The 20,382-nt window shown below is 37.3% G+C and carries 19 protein-coding genes and 1 pseudogene; 4 read left to right on the top strand and 16 right to left on the bottom strand.

Features of this window, described 5'->3' with window-relative positions:
• Nucleotides 1–194: 194 nt before the first annotated feature.
• From KCTC52924_RS00100 to KCTC52924_RS00040, 13 genes and pseudogenes are all read right to left on the bottom strand, one after another.
• Nucleotides 195–806: a transposase gene (locus tag KCTC52924_RS00100; RefSeq protein WP_370671491.1), complete on the bottom strand. Its 612-nt coding sequence runs from the start codon at nt 804–806 to the stop codon at nt 195–197.
• On the bottom strand, nt 799–1,734 hold the full coding sequence (locus KCTC52924_RS00095) for a transposase (RefSeq protein WP_370671544.1): 936 nt from the start codon (nt 1,732–1,734) through the stop codon (nt 799–801). Before KCTC52924_RS00095 ends, KCTC52924_RS00100 begins: the two co-directional genes overlap by 8 nt.
• 43 nt (nt 1,735–1,777) lie before the next feature.
• Nucleotides 1,778–2,119, bottom strand: coding sequence for a transposase (locus tag KCTC52924_RS00090; RefSeq protein ID WP_370671490.1), 342 nt, complete (start codon nt 2,117–2,119; stop codon nt 1,778–1,780).
• A gap of 95 nt (nt 2,120–2,214) precedes the next feature.
• Nucleotides 2,215–2,772: pseudogene (locus KCTC52924_RS00085) on the bottom strand (transposase); the annotation flags it as partial.
• A gap of 122 nt (nt 2,773–2,894) precedes the next feature.
• Nucleotides 2,895–3,419 (bottom strand): 5' nucleotidase, NT5C type, encoded by a 525-nt coding sequence (locus KCTC52924_RS00080; RefSeq protein ID WP_251809378.1) that lies wholly within the window; start codon nt 3,417–3,419, stop codon nt 2,895–2,897.
• A gap of 72 nt (nt 3,420–3,491) precedes the next feature.
• Nucleotides 3,492–3,728 carry a DUF6095 family protein gene (locus KCTC52924_RS00075; RefSeq protein WP_251809377.1) on the bottom strand — a complete coding sequence of 79 codons (237 nt, stop codon included), beginning with the start codon at nt 3,726–3,728 and terminating at the stop codon, nt 3,492–3,494.
• A 50-nt stretch (nt 3,729–3,778) separates the two neighbouring features.
• Complete coding sequence (locus tag KCTC52924_RS00070; protein ID WP_251809376.1) at nt 3,779–4,618, bottom strand: DUF4249 family protein; 840 nt, start codon at nt 4,616–4,618, stop codon at nt 3,779–3,781.
• Between the two features lie 4 nt (nt 4,619–4,622).
• Entirely contained in the window at nt 4,623–7,001 is a 2,379-nt protein-coding gene (locus tag KCTC52924_RS00065; protein WP_251809375.1) for a TonB-dependent receptor, read from the bottom strand.
• Nucleotides 7,002–7,122: 121 nt separating this feature from the next.
• The gene (locus KCTC52924_RS00060; protein WP_251809374.1) at nt 7,123–9,342 is read right to left on the bottom strand and encodes an NADP-dependent isocitrate dehydrogenase; all 2,220 of its coding nucleotides are present in this window, start codon (nt 9,340–9,342) and stop codon (nt 7,123–7,125) included.
• Nucleotides 9,343–10,285: 943 nt separating this feature from the next.
• Nucleotides 10,286–10,636, bottom strand: coding sequence for a 50S ribosomal protein L19 (gene rplS, locus KCTC52924_RS00055; RefSeq protein WP_251809373.1), 351 nt, complete (start codon nt 10,634–10,636; stop codon nt 10,286–10,288).
• 214 nt (nt 10,637–10,850) lie between these two features.
• The gene (gene trmD / locus KCTC52924_RS00050; RefSeq protein WP_251809372.1) at nt 10,851–11,528 is read right to left on the bottom strand and encodes a tRNA (guanosine(37)-N1)-methyltransferase TrmD; all 678 of its coding nucleotides are present in this window, start codon (nt 11,526–11,528) and stop codon (nt 10,851–10,853) included.
• Between the two features lie 266 nt (nt 11,529–11,794).
• Entirely contained in the window at nt 11,795–12,415 is a 621-nt protein-coding gene (locus tag KCTC52924_RS00045) for a tRNA (guanine-N1)-methyltransferase (protein ID WP_251809371.1), read from the bottom strand.
• Between the two features lie 386 nt (nt 12,416–12,801).
• Nucleotides 12,802–14,196 carry a S1C family serine protease gene (locus KCTC52924_RS00040; RefSeq protein WP_251809370.1) on the bottom strand — a complete coding sequence of 465 codons (1,395 nt, stop codon included), beginning with the start codon at nt 14,194–14,196 and terminating at the stop codon, nt 12,802–12,804.
• A 126-nt stretch (nt 14,197–14,322) separates the two neighbouring features.
• Between KCTC52924_RS00040 and dapF the strand changes: the two genes are divergently transcribed.
• From dapF to KCTC52924_RS00020, 4 genes are all read left to right on the top strand, one after another.
• Nucleotides 14,323–15,111: a diaminopimelate epimerase gene (gene dapF / locus KCTC52924_RS00035; protein WP_251809369.1), complete on the top strand. Its 789-nt coding sequence runs from the start codon at nt 14,323–14,325 to the stop codon at nt 15,109–15,111.
• Entirely contained in the window at nt 15,098–15,625 is a 528-nt protein-coding gene (locus KCTC52924_RS00030; protein ID WP_251809368.1) for a GNAT family N-acetyltransferase, read from the top strand. The genes dapF and KCTC52924_RS00030 overlap by 14 nt, the downstream gene beginning before the upstream one ends.
• The gene (gene mltG / locus KCTC52924_RS00025) at nt 15,625–16,668 is read left to right on the top strand and encodes an endolytic transglycosylase MltG (protein WP_251809367.1); all 1,044 of its coding nucleotides are present in this window, start codon (nt 15,625–15,627) and stop codon (nt 16,666–16,668) included. The genes KCTC52924_RS00030 and mltG overlap by 1 nt, the downstream gene beginning before the upstream one ends.
• A gap of 157 nt (nt 16,669–16,825) precedes the next feature.
• Complete coding sequence (locus tag KCTC52924_RS00020) at nt 16,826–17,470, top strand: hypothetical protein (RefSeq protein WP_251809366.1); 645 nt, start codon at nt 16,826–16,828, stop codon at nt 17,468–17,470.
• 92 nt (nt 17,471–17,562) lie between these two features.
• Here the strand turns inward: KCTC52924_RS00020 and KCTC52924_RS00015 are convergent, their stop codons facing one another.
• Genes KCTC52924_RS00015 through dnaA form a run of 3 tightly spaced genes read right to left on the bottom strand, consistent with a single transcriptional unit; the run spans nt 17,563 to nt 20,191 of the window.
• Complete coding sequence (locus KCTC52924_RS00015; protein ID WP_251809365.1) at nt 17,563–18,285, bottom strand: SAM-dependent methyltransferase; 723 nt, start codon at nt 18,283–18,285, stop codon at nt 17,563–17,565.
• On the bottom strand, nt 18,286–18,753 hold the full coding sequence (locus tag KCTC52924_RS00010; RefSeq protein ID WP_251809364.1) for a low molecular weight protein-tyrosine-phosphatase: 468 nt from the start codon (nt 18,751–18,753) through the stop codon (nt 18,286–18,288). It lies immediately after the preceding gene.
• Nucleotides 18,754–18,766: 13 nt separating this feature from the next.
• Nucleotides 18,767–20,191 carry a chromosomal replication initiator protein DnaA gene (gene dnaA, locus KCTC52924_RS00005; protein WP_251809363.1) on the bottom strand — a complete coding sequence of 475 codons (1,425 nt, stop codon included), beginning with the start codon at nt 20,189–20,191 and terminating at the stop codon, nt 18,767–18,769.
• Nucleotides 20,192–20,382: the final 191 nt, after the last annotated feature.

The raw sequence follows: 20,382 nt of genomic DNA, 5'->3' as shown, positions 1-20,382 counted from the left end.
GGGACTTTTTTTGTTTTATAATTCTTATAATGGCACGCCCTTGGCGTGATCAGGGATCAAGCAATATTTTTGGGGAGTGCCATAAATTAGGCATATAATTTAGTTAGTCTAAACAAGAAAAACCTAACATCTCTTACCCCTCTGAACATTGCCCTGATCTCGGATCAAGCAATATTTTTGGGGAGTGCCATAAATTAGGCATATAATTTAGTTAGTCTAAACAAGAAAAACCTAACATCTCTTACCCCTCTGAACATTGCCCTGAACTCTTTAATTTTTGCATTAAAAGATTCCGCAGAAGCATTGGTACTCCTATTATTAAAATAGTTCAAAATCGGTTTGTAATGCATTTGTATAGACCTTGCTATGGTATTGAACGACTTAAAGTTTGAGTTTTCTACTTCGTTATACCAATGTGCCAATTTTAGTCTTGCTACATCCTTGTTCGTATTGTTTTCATAGATAAAGCATAATGCTTGGGCCAACTTATAAGCTTTTTCAATACTTGGGTATAGTTGAAATAATACTTCCGCTCTTTCTATTTGTCCCACAGTCCATTTGGTCTTTGATTTAAATAACAGATATCGACTTCTGGCCAGCAACTGTCTATGGGTATCTCCGTTAGTGAGAAGTTCTGGTCTATATGTTTTTTCTGTTTTCCGAGCTTCCTCAATGGCTTTGTTTTCCACTTCTATAACTTCCCATCTTAATCGGATACGTTCTTCCTGGACGGCTTCTGAGGCTAGTTTTTGGACATGAAATCTAGGATCAAGCAATATTTTTGGGGAGTGCCATAAATTAGGCATATAATTTAGTTAGTCTAAACAAGAAAAACCTAACATCTCTTACCCCTCTGAACATTGCCCTGAACTCTTTAATTTTTGCATTAAAAGATTCCGCAGAAGCATTGGTACTCCTATTATTAAAATAGTTCAAAATCGGTTTGTAATGCATTTGTATAGACCTTGCTATGGTATTGAACGACTTAAAGTTTGAGTTTTCTACTTCGTTATACCAATGTGCCAATTTTAGTCTTGCTACATCCTTGTTCGTATTGTTTTCATAGATAAAGCATAATGCTTGGGCCAACTTATAAGCTTTTTCAATACTTGGGTATAGTTGAAATAATACTTCCGCTCTTTCTATTTGTCCCACAGTCCATTTGGTCTTTGATTTAAATAACAGATATCGACTTCTGGCCAGCAACTGTCTATGGGTATCTCCGTTAGTGAGAAGTTCTGGTCTATATGTTTTTTCTGTTTTCCGAGCTTCCTCAATGGCTTTGTTTTCCACTTCTATAACTTCCCATCTTAATCGGATACGTTCTTCCTGGACGGCTTCTGAGGCTAGTTTTTGGACATGAAATCTATCGGTCACGATTTCTGTTTTAGGAAAACATTTTTTAGCGATCAAATTCATATTTCCGGCCATATCGACAGTAACTTCTTTGACCATATTTCGTCTTTCCACAGGGATTTTATCAAGTACATTGATGACGTCATCCGCTTTAGTTCCCTTGATAATGGCCACTATACAACCTTTCTTTCCGTTAGCTCCTTTATTGGTTAAAATCGTATAGAGTTCACCGTTGGACAAAGAGGTTTCATCCAAACTTAAATAGTAACCTAAATTTTTTCCAAAGAGCAACCAATCTTGTGAATGTTTCTTTTGTGGCCAATCCTTGAAGTCGCTAAGATGGTTTTTGTAGTGATACTGTAGGGTTTTGCCATTAATTTTATAATAGTCGCCAAACCGTTTAGCGCTTACGGCATGGGTGTCAAGCGATACCTTTTAAAAAAGAGGCAAACTCGCTGGTTATCCGAGTGCCTTTAGCTATTAAATTCCAATCTCTTTTTATGATCTTTCCCGTATCCATAAGAGTCCAGCGCCTACGCTTTATATGGAGCAGTACCGATTTACCTCTTAAGGGGAAGTCCTCAACTGTTACCTCTGGCAGGAAGCCTTTGGACTGGGCTATTTCTGATTGGTGCTCTTTGGGGAGCACGTTCTTTTCTTCTAAGTAAAAATGAATCTTACCTTCTGATGATTTATGGCCTACAATTTCAAAGTAATCCAATACGCCTTCTGGCAACAAATACCGCACTAATTCTATATCCAAGATCTAATCTCTTTGTTGTCAAAGATAAAGATTCTCCCCAAGTTTTACGTTTGACCCGTAACGGATCAAGCAATATTTTTGGGGAGTGCCATAAATTAGGCATATAATTTAGTTAGTCTAAACAAGAAAAACCTAACATCTCTTACCCCTCTGAACATTGCCCTGAACTCTTTAATTTTTGCATTAAAAGATTCCGCAGAAGCATTGGTGCTCCTGTTATTAAAATAGTTCAAAATTGGTTGGTAATGCATTTGTATAGACTTTGATATGGTATTGAACGACTTAAAGTTTGAGTTTTCTACTTCGTTATACCAATGTGCCAATTTTAGTCTTGCTACATCCTTGTTCGTATTGTTTTCATAGATAAAGCATAATGCTTGGGCCAACTTATAAGCTTTTTCAATACTTGGGTATAGTTGAAATAATACTTCCGCTCTTTCTATTTGTCCCACAGTCCATTTGGTCTTTGATTTAAATAACAGATATCGACTTCTGGCCAGCAACTGTCTATGGGTATCTCCGTTAGTGAGAAGTTCTGGTCTATATGTTTTTTCTGTTTTCCGAGCTTCCTCAATGGCTTTGTTTTCCACTTCTATAACTTCCCATCTTAATCGGATACGTTCTTCTTGGACGGCTTCTGAGGCTAGTTTTTGAACATGAAATCTAGGTTACGCAACCATAAAAAAAATGTGAGGTGTTCAAAAGTAATATATTCCAATTAACTACTGCTGGAAGGGGGAATCACGACTTTTGTAGGAGTGCATTTTATGAAATGCTATAACAATAAGCCTGCTACTTCCATCCAATTGTCTACGCGTTCATAACCTGTAGTATGAATGTTGTGTGGGGAACTGAACAAAATTTTTCTTCCATTAAAGGATTCCAAATTATAACTACGGTCGTCAATAAGAATATCACCCTTAAGGATATGTTTGTGGCCGCAGAGGATTCTATTTTTCCAATGGATAAAAGGAAAGTGTTCATCTAACCAATCGCTTTTTTCTCTCAAGGAATTGGGAAATTCCATAGCAGCTGATGCTACATAGAGATCATATTTTTCTGATAATTCCTTTATAATTTTTTGGCTATCCTCAATTGGCTTCAGTGCTCTAAAAAAACCTTCCGTTCTTGCATGGTTTTTCACACCAAGTTGGTGGTCTTCTGGAACGGACTGCCATACTTCCCGACCTAAACATGCATTTATATCAAGATCTGCGTTAAATTTTGCATTGTAAAGTTCTATATGCGCATTATAAGTGTCCGCAAAGACTTCATCCATATCCACAAATAATGTCATCATCCCAAATATTTTAATTACGAAAATAATACTTTTACCGCTAAGGAGGCAACTATAACTGGATTAGGTGTTTTTTTATTCGGTCGTATCCTTTTTATTGAACAAGGCATCCATAATGGTCTTAATGGCATAGAAACCTAGGCTAATGGCTCCTATCGCCAAAATTAATCCTATTATTAGGACAGGCCAATACATTGGATGTCCTTCGTTTTTAAAAGCCTGATAAATAACTATCGGAGCAGTGAACATAAGGGCTATGGTGTAGGCTATAAACTTCACACCTTTCACTAAAAGTTCTTTATCGGTTCTCATAATTGTTATGTTTAATTTTTATTTCAATAGGATTGCTAATTATACTCTACCTACTTATTAATTGTAATTGTGCTTGAAAAGGTTTGGCACACGGCGAAATAACCCAATGCAAAATTATCATTATTTACTTTCGCATTATTCAAATTAACAGGGCTGGTGATGTTTATAATATTCCCTCTAACAGTAATCGCTGGAGTGCTAAAGGGACCTGTTACAGGACCACTTAGTTGTATCAATTGGTTCATATAATTAAAAAATATTTTATCGACCCCTAGCAGACTTATCTTAACTTCTTTTTGATTCTTTAAATCTTTATCATAAAAAAAAGAAAATTCAAATCGTTGGCCTTGATAAAATTCATCCTCTGTTACTAAATACTCCCCAAATGCAAAATCGAACAGATAAAAATCATTCCTAGTACCGTTATCGGTAAAACTTACCAGAACTTCGGTTTCATCCTCTCTGAAAAGAGTGCTTGTTCCTTGCTTTAATGAATCGATAGGCACTCCTGGGACAAATTTTGTATTTGCACGGTAGGTTTGATCCAAATGTTGAAGGGTGAGTTCTAAGTTTCCCTCAATGAGCTGTTCCGTTTCCCATTCCGTTTGGTACACTCCAGAACCCGGTTCTGTTTCTTCCAAATTAATAGATGTGTTATTATCTGTATTGCTAATACTAATTCCCTGTAATTGGGCAGGTTGAACGGAATCGAAAAAAGAACTACTGAGCCTTGCCTTGACGCTGACCAATGTTTTAGGTTGGAATATATCATTTATCCTGATTACGGCATCTATCACTAATCTAGGGTCTTCCGTTGGAAGCTCCACATCAATAACATCTTGGCATCCTATTATGGCGAATAATAAAATGAAAAATAATAATTTGCGCATTTCCTTAAAATTTAAAATTGTATGTTGCCGCGGGGACCATCCCAAAGATAGAGGTCCTTACCGCTTCGTTGACGCCAGAATCGCTATTTCTGCTAAAGCCTATAGACGCTGCATTTTTTCTGTTATATAGGTTGTAAATGCTAAACACCCATTCAGATTTTAGTTTTCTTCCCTTATTTTTCCTTGGAGTAAGTGTGGCTGAAATATCAATTCTGTGATAAGCCGGTAGTCTTTCCTTGTTCCTAGGTCCATAATATGGGATAATTAAATTTTGAAATTCATATTGTCCGATTGGATAATTGGTGGGTTGGCCAGTCTGATACACAAAATTACTATTAAAACTCCATTTTTCATTATGGTCATAGCTGGCATATGCCGAAAAATCATGGGTTTTATCATAGGGAGTATTGTACCATTTCCCAAAATTTATTCCATTTTCCATGAGAGTTCTTCCAGGAGTTCTTTGTTCCGACTTTGATAGCGTATAGGCCAGCCACCCTTGCCATTTACCAATATTTTTTCTCGCCAATATTTCTAGGCCGTATGCCTTTGCTTCCCCGTTTAATATAACCTGTTCTATGGCTTCATTGGCAATGAGATTAGCACCATCTATATAATCTATTCGATTTTGTGTTTTTTTATAAAATATTTCTGATTCCAATGAATATACCCCATTGTTTAAATTTTTAAAATAACCAAGGGCATACTGATCCAAGAGCTGAGGCTTAACAAATGGACCACTTGGCGTCCAGACATCTAAAGGAGTGGGGGAGCTGGTATTGGATATTAAATGTAAATACTGGGCCAATTTGGTATAACTGGCCTTTATTGAATTGTCTGGATTAAATGCAAAGGACATCGCCAAACGCGGTTCCCAATTGGTGAAATTGGCAAGTTGTGTACTACGCTTAGGATTTATAGCGGATATTGGATCTGATTTTTGGTAGATCTGAAGGAGCTCATTAAAACTTACAGGTTTATTGTCTGTGTAAACATTGAGTTCTTCTTGACCCAATCTAATAAAATTGCTAAGACGTAAGCCATATTGTAGGTTTAATTTTTCTGTAATCTCCTGCTCTATATCCACATATACCGAAAATTCATTGGCGTATTTTTGAATCAGTTGATCCTCTAGGATTCCGGAGGAAGGTCTATTGGGCTCAATCTTTCCCGGGTTAAATTGATAATAAATATTGTTTAGACCGTAATTTATCTGAAAACTGTTACTTAAATAGTGCTTAAAATCATATTTGAAATTAAAATTCTGTATTCCTGAATTCCATTTAAAACCAACAAAATCCAGTTCTAGTCCATAATAATAGTCGGAATAGATAAGGGAGAGGTTGGAAAAGAGTTTATCGGAAAATAAATGGTTCCATCTAAAATTCATTACCGTATTGCCATAGGTATTTATAAAACTCTCGCTAATATTAAAGACATCCCTTCCAAAATATCCTGATAAAAAAATGCTGTTCATTTCATTTATCCTATAGTTCAATTTTGTGTTAAGGTCATAGAAATATGCCGTATTGTCCACATCAAAAAGGGGAAGGAATAAATGGGCATACGATGTCCTACCACCAATAAGGAAGGCGGCCTGATCCTTGATTATGGGACCTTCTACCAACAACCTACTGGCAACTGCGCCGATACCACCATTTATCTTTAATGATTTGCTGTTACCTTCTTTTTGAAAAATCTCCAGGACTGAGGATACTCTGCCTCCGTATCTCGAGGGAATTCCACCTTTAAACAGTTTAACATCCTTAATGGCATCTGGGTTAAAGACGGAGAAGAAGCCAAAAAGATGTGATGAATTAAATATGATGGCCTCATCCAAGAGAATTAAATTTTGATCTACAGATCCCCCACGTACGTTAAAACCTGAAGAGCCTTCCCCCGCATTTGAAACACCAGGTAGCAATAAAATGGATTTGATGATATCTGCCTCACCAAGGATGACAGGAATTTTTTTGATGGTTTCTACCGATAGGGAATTAACACTCATCTGTGGCTTACGAATGTTTAATTTTTCCACATCATCAGTAACCACAACTTCTTCTAATTGCTCCGCGGCCTCTATTAATTGAAAGTTTATTAGCTTGTTCTCGGTGGAAAGGTTCACCATTTGGGTAATATCCTTAAAGCCTAAGTAACTGACCCTAATTTCATAATCTCCTTCTGGAAGGGTAATGGAATAAAAGCCATACTCATTAGTTATAACCCCTTTTCCGAGAGAAGTAATGGAAATGGTTACCCCGATCAAAGTTTCGTTGCTTAATGATTCAGATACTGTACCACTAAGTGTGTACCGGTTTTGGGAATAGACGTTTATGGAAAGTAGAAGGAAAATGAAAAGTGGAAATCCAATGCGTAACCTCATTAATTTTCTAGTCTTTTATAGTATACTGAGTTTAGTATCCAATGTTAAAGCTAAGCATTATTTAAAACAAAAGGACCTTTTCATAAGTTGAAAAGGTCCTTTATACCAGATTGTTATTGTCTTAAATACTTTCTAAGATCGTATTAAAAGTTTTACTGGGCCTCATTGCTTCTCCAATTAGTTTAGCGTCGGGCATATAATACCCTCCAATATCTACGGGAGAACCCTGGGCTTTATTTAATTGTTCCAGAATTTCAACCTCACTATTGGACAGTCTCTCTGCAATGGGAGTGAAAATTGATTTCAATGTTTCATCTTCACTTTGTTGGGCTAAAGCTTTAGCCCAATATAATGCTAGGTAAAAATGACTACCTCTATTGTCTAGTTCACCAACCTTTCTCGAAGGTGATTTGTCATTGATAAGGAACTGTTCCGTAGCGGAGTCCAGTGCATCCGCCAATATTTGTGCTTTAGGATTTTTGACATGTTCCCCTAAAAACTCTAAGGAGACTCCAAGAGCCAAAAATTCCCCCAATGAATCCCATCTTAAATGGCCTTCTGACAAAAACTGCTGAACATGCTTGGGAGCAGATCCACCTGCACCAGTTTCAAAAAGTCCGCCACCATTCATAAGAGGTACTATGGATAACATTTTAGCACTGGTTCCCACTTCTAGGATAGGAAATAAATCCGTTAAATAATCACGCAATACATTTCCAGTAACAGAGATGGTGTCCTTTCCTTCTTTTAATCTTTTTAGGGTATATAAGGTAGCATTTTCAGGAGACATTATCTGTATGTCAAGTCCTTCCGTGTTATGATCCTTTAAATAGGTATTTACCTTTTTTATTAATTCCACATCATGGGCGCGATTCTCATCCAACCAAAATATAGTAGGTATGTTTGTAGTTCTTGCTCTAGATACAGCTAATTTAACCCAGTCTTGGATAGGTGCATCCTTAACTTGACACATTCTCCAAATATCACCAGCTTCAACGTTATGTTTAATTAAGGTTTTGCCTGTATTTACATCAATTACGGATACCGTACCATTGAAGTTAATTTCGAAGGTCTTATCGTGAGAGCCATATTCTTCTGCCTTTTGGGCCATTAGTCCTACGTTGGGAACAGTTCCCATGGTAGTAGGGTCAAAAGCCCCGTTCTCTTTGCAAAAACTTATGGTGGCCGAGTATATAGTTGCGTAACTGCTGTCAGGAATAACAGCTAGGGTGTCTTGTGATTTCCCTTTGGAATTCCACATCTGCCCAGAGTTCCGTATCATAGCAGGCATAGATGCATCTATAATAACATCGCTGGGAACATGAAGGTTGCTAATACCCTTGTCCGAATTTACCATAGCCAAAGCCGGTCCATTTTGAATGGCCGTGGTGATGTCTTTTTCGATTTCCGTACGTTGTGCCTCCGGGAGAGTCTTAATTTTATTGAGTAAATTTTCCAAACCGTCATTGGCGTTGATTCCAAGGGAGGCAAAAGTTGTTGCGTGTTTCTTAAAAACATCTGCAAAAAACACCTTTACCGCATGACCAAATATAATGGGGTCTGAAACCTTCATCATTGTGGCCTTCATATGTAATGAAAATAACACGCCTTTGTCCTTAGCTTCTTTTATCTGTGCCTGAAGGAAGTTTAACAGTGCTTTTTTACTAAGTATTGTGGCATCTATGATCTCATTTTGCAAGAGATTGAGACCTTCTTTTAATATTGTTTTAGTACCATCTGACTTTGTGAGTACTACATTTACTGTGGTGGCTTCCTTTAGGGTTACCGACTTTTCATTGCATTGAAAATCGCCCTGATCCATTGTGGCAACTTGTGTTTTGGAGTCGGAACTCCAAGCTCCCATGGAATGAGGATTTTTTTTGGCATAATTTTTTATGGCCCTAGGAGCTCGTCTATCAGAATTGCCTTCCCTTAATACTGGATTAACAGCACTTCCTTTAATTTTGTCATACCTAGATTTGATATCTTTTTCCGCATCGTTTGAAGGCGAATCTGGATAGCTAGGTATATTGTAACCTTTAGCCTGTAATTCAGCGATAGCTTCATTCAACTGTGGAGTTGAGGCACTAATATTAGGGAGTTTTATAATATTGGTATCCGCTAACTTTACCAATTTCCCCAATTCTACCAAATCATCCGAAATCTGCTGATCCTTTTCCAAGTTTTCTGGAAATGTAGCAATGATCCTACTGGCAAGTGAGATGTCCATAAGGTTTATTTCTATTCCAGCTGTTTTTGTAAATGCCTTAACTATGGGAAGAAAGGATTGAGTTGCTAATGCGGGGGCTTCGTCTGTTTTGGTATAAAAAATCTTTGGCATTTGTTGTTTAATTTTTAGGTTTAAGCGGTGCAAATATACGATTTTAAAAATGCCAAATAAACTGCTATCCTTTATATTTGGAATAATCAGTGGATTAATGTGATGAGTATTGTGCGAAATAATGAATGGTTTGGGATTTATGGTAAAGAATATTGAATTATCAGAATTTTTTGAATAGGTCAATTCAATTTTAAAAGTGATACTTTTTGGAGTCGGAATCAATTTGTGATCCAGATCGTGTAGTGTCTGTGATGAAGAAGGTCGACTTTCAAGGAATTTTAAGTCCGTTTTAAATGTCTATGCGGGGCTTCCTATTGGAACCGCTAGGGAAAGAAATTAGGGTTTCTATTTTTTATCAGAAGCAGTGGTAGAGATAAGACTGCTAAAGCGATGTTCTCAAAAAATAAAAGCCATATCATTGTAGCATCTACCTTGATATGGCTTTCTAGAAACAGTTTGCAAACTTATTGTTCTGTATTTTTACAAAACGGCAACCATTGATTGCATTTGCGTCGCTGATTCAACGTTTGAAACACTATATCCTAAATCTTTCGATCTAGAAATAAATGTGTTTCTCCCAATGTTTAAATATTTGGTAATGTTAATGAACAACCTAGACGTTACATTAACAAAAGTCAACCATTTACAAATTTTCAATTTTGCCTAAGCTAGTCCGAAAATTTGATTTCAATTTGCAGTATTCCTAACCTTAAATTGAAATAAACATATGGATAAAGAACGTAAACTTTATATGGCTGGAATTCTTTAAAGACTTAATAACCATGTAATGAAAATACGGTTTTTATGTCTAAAAACCAAATATTTAGATCCTTTTTATGAAATATTTTATGAACATACTGCTAACTAAAGTTTTTAACAATTGTTCATAAAAAAAGCGTCCATATAGAATGGACGCTTTTTAGTATGGTGAAAAAAGATTTCGTTATTTACGAATTTCTTTAATTCTTGCTTTTTTACCGGTAAGTTCTCTAAAGTAGAAAATACGTGACCTACGCACTTTACCTCTTTTGTTAACTTCTACCTTTTGCAATGCAGGCATGTTGATCGGGAAGATACGCTCTACACCGATTATACCTGACATTTTACGAATAGTAAAAGTTTCGGTAGCACCAGAACCTCTGCGTTGAATTACAACACCTTTAAAGAACTGGGTTCTTGTTTTTTCCCCTTCCTTAATTTCATAGTACACTGTAATAGTGTCCCCTGCTGAAAATTCTGGGAAATCTTTCTTAGGAACAAATTCGTTTTCTACAAATTTTAATAAATCTTCCATGGTATTTTATTATGGTTTACTTAAGCCAACTTTCACGATTTTCGTCAGAGGTTGATTTATTGGAGTGCAAAAATAGTTGATTATTTATAATTCACAAGAGAATAAGTCAATTTTTATAGGAAATCCAGATAATGTTAGGCTCATATATTAATTTGTGAGGTATATAGGAAGCTATCAAGACTTTTTTAAGAAGAATAATTTTGGCTTGGTGTTATTATTGGTCCAATAGATCAGGCCTAAGTTTCTTGGTTCTATCGTAGGCTTGGTCTTCTCTCCATTTTTCTATTTTGGGAAAATTTCCACTTAGCAATATCTCTGGCACCGTACTGCCTTTATAATTTGAGGGCCTTGTGTAGACCGGAGGAGCAAGTAGATCGTCTTGAAAGGAGTCTGTAAGGGCCGAGGTCTCATTATTTAAAACACCTGGTATGAGCCGTATTATAGCATCACAAAGTACCGCAGCGCCCAATTCGCCCCCAGATAGGACATAATCACCAATAGATATTTCCTTGGTAATAAATAGGTCCCTAACACGTTGATCCACCCCTTTATAATGCCCACAGAGTATAATGACATTATTTAAAAGCGACAAGCCATTGGCTATTTTTTGGTTTAAAGTGGCCCCATCCGGGGTCATATAGATTACTTCATCGTAATCACGCTCCTTTTTTAGGGCAGATATACACTTGTCAATAGGCTCTATCATTAACACCATGCCTGCACCGCCACCAAACTGATAATCGTCTACTTGGTTATAACTTTTATCCGTATAGTCCCTTAAATTGTGAAGATGAACTTCTACAATATTTTTATCTATAGCCCTTTTTAAGATGGATGCTTCAAATGGACTTTTAAGGAGTTCGGGGACCACGGTAATAATATCTATTCGCATAACTAAAGGAAATTGCTATTATGGCTATTTATAATAGCGGTGCAAAAGTAATGAAAACAGTTGGAATCCTTTCATTTACCCAATATTTCCGTAAGTCCTTTATGATGGTTTTATTTTGGGATCTACGAATATGCACTTTAAGCTATTTAATTCTGTGCTTTTGACTAAAGATCCATTCAGGAATAAAGAGTGTATAATTAAATGTATGCTGTAGCTATGGTACACTCACTAACCAAAAAAAAAAGCTCCCTTGTGGGAGCTTAATGTTATTTGGATTTTTTGTATTTGTTAATTTCGTCTTGGAGTTGCCTACTGATTTTTTGTTCGCGTTCTAAGGCGCGTCTTCTATGGTCTTCATATTCCGTTTCTACTTCAGATAGCGACTGTTTGGCCTCTAAAGTAAGAATATTACTATTCCTGAATTTATAGATAAAGAACAATAGTAGTAGTAATAAACCACCAATTATAGTCCAAAGTATAATATTATAGGTGCTTTTGGCTACCAATATTCCTAAAAAAGCCATGCTGTCCTTTTCCTCTGTAACCGATGCAAGGTTGTTGGTGGTCTCTTCAAGCTTTTTATTGAGGGACTCTATAGTTTCCTCATGTCCTGCAATGGTTGTGTTGAGCTGTGTTGCCTTTTTATTGAATTCGTTGATTGAATCCAAGACGTTCTGCCTTAACTTGTCCAGGTTTGACTCTTTGACAACTTCATATCTAATGCCTTCCGCCCTATAATTCCCAGATTTTACAGATACATATTCAAACTGGTCACTAATAGGACCATTGTCCAGGGAAAGAGGCTCTTCTTCCTCAATTTCCTGAGCAATAGTAAAGTTAAATGACAATAGAGCCATTACAATAAATAGTATTTTGAAAAACTTCATTTATGTAATTCTTATTGTTAATAATGAACTAGAAATGGCTAAATTACTTTAATATTCCCAATTAATGAAAAAAATAGGAGACAACATGAGTTACAATCCTAAAAAGCATCAGGTTCCCATCCGTTTTTTGTAATTCTCTGTCTACAATAGCAATATCGCCTTATTTTTACAGTATACTTCGCAAGTTGGGTAATCTGGTGAGAATACCTAAACTCATTGCCATGCCAGAATTAGAGCGTCAATTGTTCCCTTCAAGAAACTCTGGCAGAAGTGCTACGGTAATTATCTGGGAGCGATATTCCTGTGATATGTATATTTTTTAGCACTTCCTTTCTAGGCCAGTAGGCAAAAATTGATCACTAATTTTGTAATTAAAGCAGCTAATGCTACTGTATAATGAGCCGTTCTCTTTCTCCTTTATCGTTTAACATGGTAATGCTTGTTCGCCCGTATCTTGTAATTCGGCCAAACTTTGTCCTAGCATCTTGAATATTTTTTATGTCATCTTCTCCGAAGGAGATCAATACTTTGCCCTCCAAATCATAGGCCCTAAAGGTTTCTGGGACGCCAATGATTTTAACCCCTTTTTTGGTTCTAAAGGTTTTCATATCCTTTTCGGTTAAATTTTTTATTTCAAAGCCCAATATAGGAATGGTCATGGTTTGCCTCTCCTTTAGGGTTACCGGAACCTCCAATACTTCCTTTTCCCGCAATATGGAGACCATAAGTTCGTCCCCTGGTCTTTTAGAGGCAATATAGCCTATGAGGTCGGAATATTTGCGAATGTCAACATTGTCGACCTTTTTTATTATGTCGCCCTCCGCTAATTCGGCATCAAAGGCACCCGAATCCTCTTCTACTTGGGCAATGTAAACCCCGTCTATTTCGTTAATGCCTTTTTCTATGGCGTACGGACTGTTCATTGGAATGGTGCTGATTCCTAATATTCCTTTCTGAACATTGCCATACTCAATTATATCTTCCACAACCTTTTTAGCAATATTACTAGGTACTGCAAACGAATAGCCTACATAGGAACCTGTTTGTGAGGTGATAGCCGTATTTATACCAATTAGATCTCCGTTGGTATTCACTAGGGCCCCTCCACTGTTTCCAGGGTTGACCGCCGCATCAGTCTGGATGAAGGACTGGTCTAAACTGGCTAGGGCCCTTGCTTTGGCGCTTACAATACCAGCGGTTACCGTAGAGGTTAGGTTAAATGGATTTCCCACTGCTAATACCCATTCGCCAACCTTGGTTTCGTCTGAGTCGCCAAATGCCAAATAGGGGAGAATTCTTTCTGCATCGATCTTTATTAACGCAATATCCGAATTTGGGTCAGTGCCAATTATATTTGCATTATACGTCTTATTGTTGTTTAAGGTAACCTGCAGTTGCTCCGAATTGGCTATAACATGGTTGTTAGTCACAATGTACCCGTCTTGAGAAATAATTACACCAGATCCAGTACCTACCTGTGGCTTTTGATTGCCTCCATAACCATAGAAGAACTCTCTTAATGTTGAAGGACCTTGGCTTAAGGTTACGTTTTTTACGTGTACCACTGCATTAACCGTATTTTCCGCAGCAGTAGTGAAATCTACTTCATTGATGCCGGCTCCTCTGAAGGAGGTAGGGGAAAAACTAGTAGTGACTAAGTTATTTCCATTGTCCTGTGTGACTACAGCGTAATTTGGTGCCTCGAAAAAAAGTTTATAAGCACCTAAAGTTATGGCGCCTGCAAAAACAGAGACCAGTAATAAACTTCCAAATTTCTTCATAAAAACATTTTTTTGATTAACTCTAGTAAAATTAACATAATTACATTTGATTAATTTGTCTTTAACGACTTTTTAACTGCTAATTAAACCTTAATAAAATTATATCTTTGCGATATAAATTACATTATGCTATTAAATTTTTATAAGTACCAAGGAACAGGTAACGATTTTGTTATCATAGATAATAGAAATCAGGTTTTTCCTAAAGATAATAATGGGTTAGTCTCGTTCTTATGTGATAGGAAATTCGGGATAGGTGCAGATGGACTTATTTTATTGGAAGATGATGATGTCGCTGATTTTAAAATGGTTTACTATAATTCGGACGGAAACCAGAGCTCTATGTGCGGCAATGGAGGAAGGTGTATTGTAGCCTTTGCCAAACATTTGGGGTTGGTTGTAAGTGATGCCTCATTTGAAGCTGTGGATGGACATCATAAAGCAAGAATTGAAGCGGACGTGGTTAGTCTGCAAATGCAGGAAGTAACAGATATAAATGAGAAGTCTAATTCACTTTTCTTAAACACTGGATCTCCGCATCATGTTCAATTAGTGACTGATTTGAAAGATTTTGATGTGCGTAAGGAAGGTGAAAGGTTGCGATATGGAGTTTATGGACAGGAAGGAAGTAACATCAACTTTGTGGAGAATATTGATGAAAATTCTTTTTTGGTCCGAACCTATGAAAGGGGAGTGGAGGATGAGACCTTGTCCTGTGGGACAGGAGTAACGGCAGTAGCCTTGGCAATGCATCACTCTGGGCAGGCAAATAGCAATACCATTAAAATAACAACTCCAGGTGGTTTGTTGGAAGTGCGATTTACAAAGAATAAAAATAAGGAAGGTTATAACGAAATTTGGCTGACCGGTGCTGCTCAGCTTGTTTTTAAAGGTGAAATATATGTTGAAGCTTAAAGGGGAGCACATATTTCTTAGGGCATTGGAGCCCGAAGATTTGGATTTTCTTTACGAACTGGAGAACAATCCCGAGATTTGGGAGATTAGTGGAACCACTACGCCATATTCCAAACATATCCTAAGATACTATTTGGATAATGCCCATAAAGACATCTATGAGGTGAAACAATTACGACTATCTATCTGTAATTTGGAGGGTACATTAATCGGGTTGATAGATTTGTTCGATTTTGATCCCCAAAACCTAAGAGTGGGGATGGGCATAGTTGTGAGCGAGGTAGCTAATAGGAATCAAGGTATAGGGGCAGAGGCTATAGTTATATTGTGTAATTATGTTTTTTCCGTCCTGGGGCTTAGACAGGTCTATGCGAATGTGTTGGAAGGAAACGAAGCTAGTATTCATCTCTTCGCGAAGATGGGATTTGAAAAAGTGGGGATAAAAAAAGATTGGATCAGTACCGGTGGTAAATTTAAAAATGAAATTCTTTTTCAAAAGATAAACAAAGGGTAATGAAATTAAAGCGTGTTTTGTTAATAGTGGTGGGCATGGGCCTAATATTGGCTGCTGTCATCGCCTTTGTAGTATATGGAATTTTTTTCACTCCAAATACTAAGTTCCAAGCTCAAACAGCTTACGTCTACATACCTACAGATGCCAAATTTGAAACGGTGATGGGGCTTCTGGATCCACTTTTGGAAAATATGGATAAATTTGAATCTGCAGCCAATAGAAAAGGGTATAACGAACATGTGAAGTCGGGTAGATATGCTTTGGAAAAAGGCATGAACAATAATGCAATTATCAATTCTCTACGCAGTAGAAATATACCGGTAAAACTAGCCTTTAATAATCAGGAAACCTTGGCAGACCTAGCAGGAAGGGTGTCTTTACAGATAGAGGCCGATAGTTTAAGTCTGTTGAATTCTTTTCAAGACAGTGCGTTTTTAACGGACAACGGTTTTAATGAGGATACAGCGCTTTCCATGTATGTGCCTAATAGTTATGAGTTCTTTTGGAATACCTCTGCGGAGGGGTTTCGAGAAAGGATGTCGAAGGAATACAATAGGTTCTGGAACGAAAAGCGTTTGGGTAAGGCTAAAAAGATGGGGCTAACACCGAAAGAGGTGAATACCTTAGCTTCTATAGTGCATAAGGAGACGGCTAAAGTGGATGAACGACCAAGAGTGGCAGGGGTTTATCTTAATAGGTTGAGAACGGGGATGCTGCTGCAGGCAGATCCTACCGTAATATATGCTATAAAAAAACATACAGGGAATTTTGATACTGTAATTAAAAGGGTGTTGTACAAGGATCTGGAATTGGATTCGCCCTACAACACCTATAAGAAATCAGGCTTGCCGCCAGGCCCTATTGCTATGCCCGATATAACGGCTATTGATGCCGTGCTGAATTCGGAGAAACACGATTATTATTACTTTGTGGCAAACGTAGAAAATTTTGGTTATCACAAATTTGCCAAGACCTTGGCGCAGCATAACCGTAATAAAGTACAGTATATCCGATGGATAAATGCTCAGAAAATTAATAGATAAGTCGCTAGACCCGATTTGCTGACCATTTATCCATTATTTATACGTATATGTATAAAGTAACGTTAAAAACGACTTTGTTATAAAAAACGGCTTTATATTTGTAGCTTGAAATTTAAGCAAACACATTTTGTGTTATAAGTCTTAAGAAAACAAATATATGAGAAAGTGGACAATATTTTTGTTCCCCGTTATCATCGTTTTTATTCTATTGAGTTTTGGGTTTAAGCCGGTAAAAGTGTCGGTTCCAGAGGCTTTAAGAGTAAACGGACCTACCAAAGTTTTGTTTCCCAATCACAAAACCATTCTAATTAAGACAAGGACATTGACCGCACCACCCTTTTTAGGCACCTCCTACAACGGATTTAAGGAAGCTTTGGCCTTTAAAGAATCGCAAGGAAATTATTTTACCACCAATGCTTTTGGCTACCTAGGCAAATACCAATTCGGTATCGGTACCTTGGAATTGTTAGGTGTTTATAATGCTACTCGCTTTCTAAACGACCCTATTTTACAAGAAAAAGTATTTCAAACCAATTTATCCAGAAATAAATGGATTTTAAGGAGGGATATTAAACGTTTTGTAGGTAAGGAAATCAACGGACAGGAAATTACTGAATCTGGTATTCTAGCCGCTGCCCATTTAGCGGGAGCAGGGAATGTAAAAAAATACCTTCGTTCTTATGGTAAGGAAAATGTAAATGATAATTATGGATCTACAGTGTCCTATTATATCAAGAAATTCTCTGGATATGATATCTCACATGTAGCGCCCATCAGAAATCCTAGGATTCAGAAAATTTAGTAAAATGAGGAAGCCTCGACCATTGTGTCGGGGTTTTTTTTGTTTTTAATTTTAGGTAGCTCAGCGCTAATACTAGTTCTTCTCTAGCCGATTTAACCTTGAATTATAAAAATAGTGGGTCTTTTGTGAAGGTCCAAATTGGCGCCTTTCCATTCTTCCACCATCTTTGTTGCAATAAATTCTGTAGTCAGAGTAATATCGCAGGCAATGCAAACCTGAGTGCGTGGGGAAAGGGTCTTTATAATTTCCGCCAGTAGCTTATTGTTTCTATAGGGTGTTTCTATGAAAATTTGGGACTGATCGTGTTCCTTGGATAGCCTTTCAAATTTCTTTAGACTTGCTTTTCGCTCCCCAGCTTCAATAGGCAAATAACCGTTAAAGGCAAAGCTTTGACCATTGAGTCCACTGGCCATTAAAGCGAGTAGGATGGAGGATGGTCCTACCAAAGGGACAACCTGAATACCTTTTTTATGTGCAATATGTACTAGGTCTGCGCCGGGATCGGCAATTCCAGGGCAACCGGCCTCCGATATAATACCAACGTTATAACCCTCCAAACAAGGGTCTAAAAATGTAGGTAGCAATTCAGGCTCTGTATATTTATTAAGTAAGCTGATGTGTAGGCCCGGCTGAGATTTCTTGGAACTAATTTTTTTTATAAAGTGACGGGCAGTTTTTTCATTCTCCACCACGTAGTGATCTATTTGCTCAATGGTACTTTTGACAGATATAGGTAATACTTCCAAAGGGGCATTGTCTCCTAGGGTTGTTGGAATTAAAAATAATTTGCCTTGGATGTTGTTCTTAATTGCCATTTAGCCGGAGTATTTTTTGTTTAATTCCTGTGCCAATTGCTCGCAGGCGGAATCCAATAATTGATAGACCTTTTCAAATCCTTGATCACCGCCATAATATGGATCTGGGACCTCATGGTCTGACGTGGACATTTGGTGTAACATTAATTTCACCTTCTGTTGTTCCTTCCCGTTTTTGGCTAAGGCAATGATATTGGTATAGTTTTCCTTGTCCATAGCGAATATATGGTCAAATTCCTCGAAGTCCATGGGGGTAAACTGTCTACAGCGCTGCGTACTTATGTCAATGCCATGCTTTTTGGCTACTGCAATAGATCGTGGGTCTGGCTGTTTTCCTATATGGTAACTTGCGGTGCCGGCTGAGTCGACAAAAACTTGGTCTTTGTCAACTTTTTGTTTTAGAATGCCTTCGGCTAAGGGGGATCTGCATATATTCCCCAAACATACCATAAGTATTTTGGTTTTCATGGGGCAGTGGGTTTTATGAAAACTTCTTGGTTAAATCTTCTATATATTTTCTAAATTGTTTGTCTGTTTCCGCAAGGTTGTCTACGGTCTTACAGGCGTGGAGTACTGTAGCGTGGTCCCTTTTGCCAATTTGTGACCCAATACTGGCCAAGGAGGCCTTGGTAAATTTCTTTGCAAAGAACATGGCTAACTGCCTTGCCTGTACAATATGTCGTTTTCTAGTTTTAGATTGCAGGGTGGCTACGTCCATTTCAAAGTAATCTGATACTACTTTTTGGATATAGTCTATGGAAACTTCTCGTTTTGTGTTCTTAACAAACTTCTCTACTACCAGCTGAGCCAATTCTAATGTAACTTCTTTTTTGTTGAACGAAGACTGGGCAATTAAGGAGATTATAGCTCCTTCTAGCTCTCTAATATTGGTTTTAATATGCTTAGCAACATAATCTATTATGTCTTCAGGCATTTCCACACCATCTCTGTACAATTTATTTTTAAGTATGGATATTCTGGTCTCGTAATCCGGAGTCTGTAATTCTGCAGATAAGCCCCATTTAAAACGGGATAATAATCGTTGTTCAATATCTTGCATATCAACCGGAGCCTTATCGGAAGTAAGGATAACTTGCTTCCCATTCTGGTGCAAATGGTTGAATATATGGAAGAAAACATCCTGAGTTCCAGATTTCCCAGATAAAAACTGAACGTCATCAATAATAAGAACATCTATTAACTGGTAAAAGTGAATAAAATCGTTCCTTGTATTTTTCTTGACGGACTCTATATACTGTTGGGTAAACTTTTCTGCTGAAATGTAGAGAACGGTTCTTTCTGGATACTTATCCTTGATTTCTACTCCAATGGCATGTGCCAAATGTGTTTTACCTAAACCTACTCCTCCAAAGATCAATAGTGGGTTGAAAGATGTGCCTCCTGGCTTATTCGCAACTGCCATCCCAGCTGATCTTGCTAACCTGTTCGCATCGCCTTCAAGGAAATTATCAAAATTGTAATTAGGATTAAGTTGTGACTCAATCTTTATATTTCTGATTCCCGGAATTACAAATGGATTTTTTAACTCTGGGTTTTTGGATTTTATAGCAACGTCTAATTCTTGGGGTTCTACATTGGACCTATTGGAACTCGGGATTTTCTCAGTAAATGGCTCTCGGTTGCCATAGGTGTTCTCCATTTTAATAATGTAGACTAATTTTGCGGTCTCTCCCAATTCTTTGGTAAGCGCTACTTTGAGTAATCTTACATAATGTTCTTCCAGCCATTCGTAAAAGAATTTGCTGGGAACCTGAATGCTCAATGCCTTATCAGACAACTTTACCGGTTTAATAGGTTCAAACCAAGTTTTGAATGCCTGCGGTTGGATATTGTCTTTTATAAAGCCCAAACAATTGATCCATACGGAATTAGCAGTAACACTCATTTTTGATAATTTCTTTTTTGGTTAGTGAAAAAATAATGTGATTACGGTGGAAAAACCCGCGTTATCATGTTGGGCAAATATGTGAACAAATATCCTAAAAAAAAAATTCAGAGGGGTTGATTATTCTCTTTTTTTTCCCCATGTTGTACCCTGGAATTGTCGCAATTTTAAATATATAGTTTTTAACCGAT

Source organism: Arenibacter antarcticus (genome assembly GCF_041320605.1).
Lineage (GTDB): Bacteria > Bacteroidota > Bacteroidia > Flavobacteriales > Flavobacteriaceae > Arenibacter > Arenibacter antarcticus.
The sequence above is the reverse complement of the archived record's forward strand: the minus strand, read 5'-3'. Positions and strand labels throughout refer to the sequence as shown.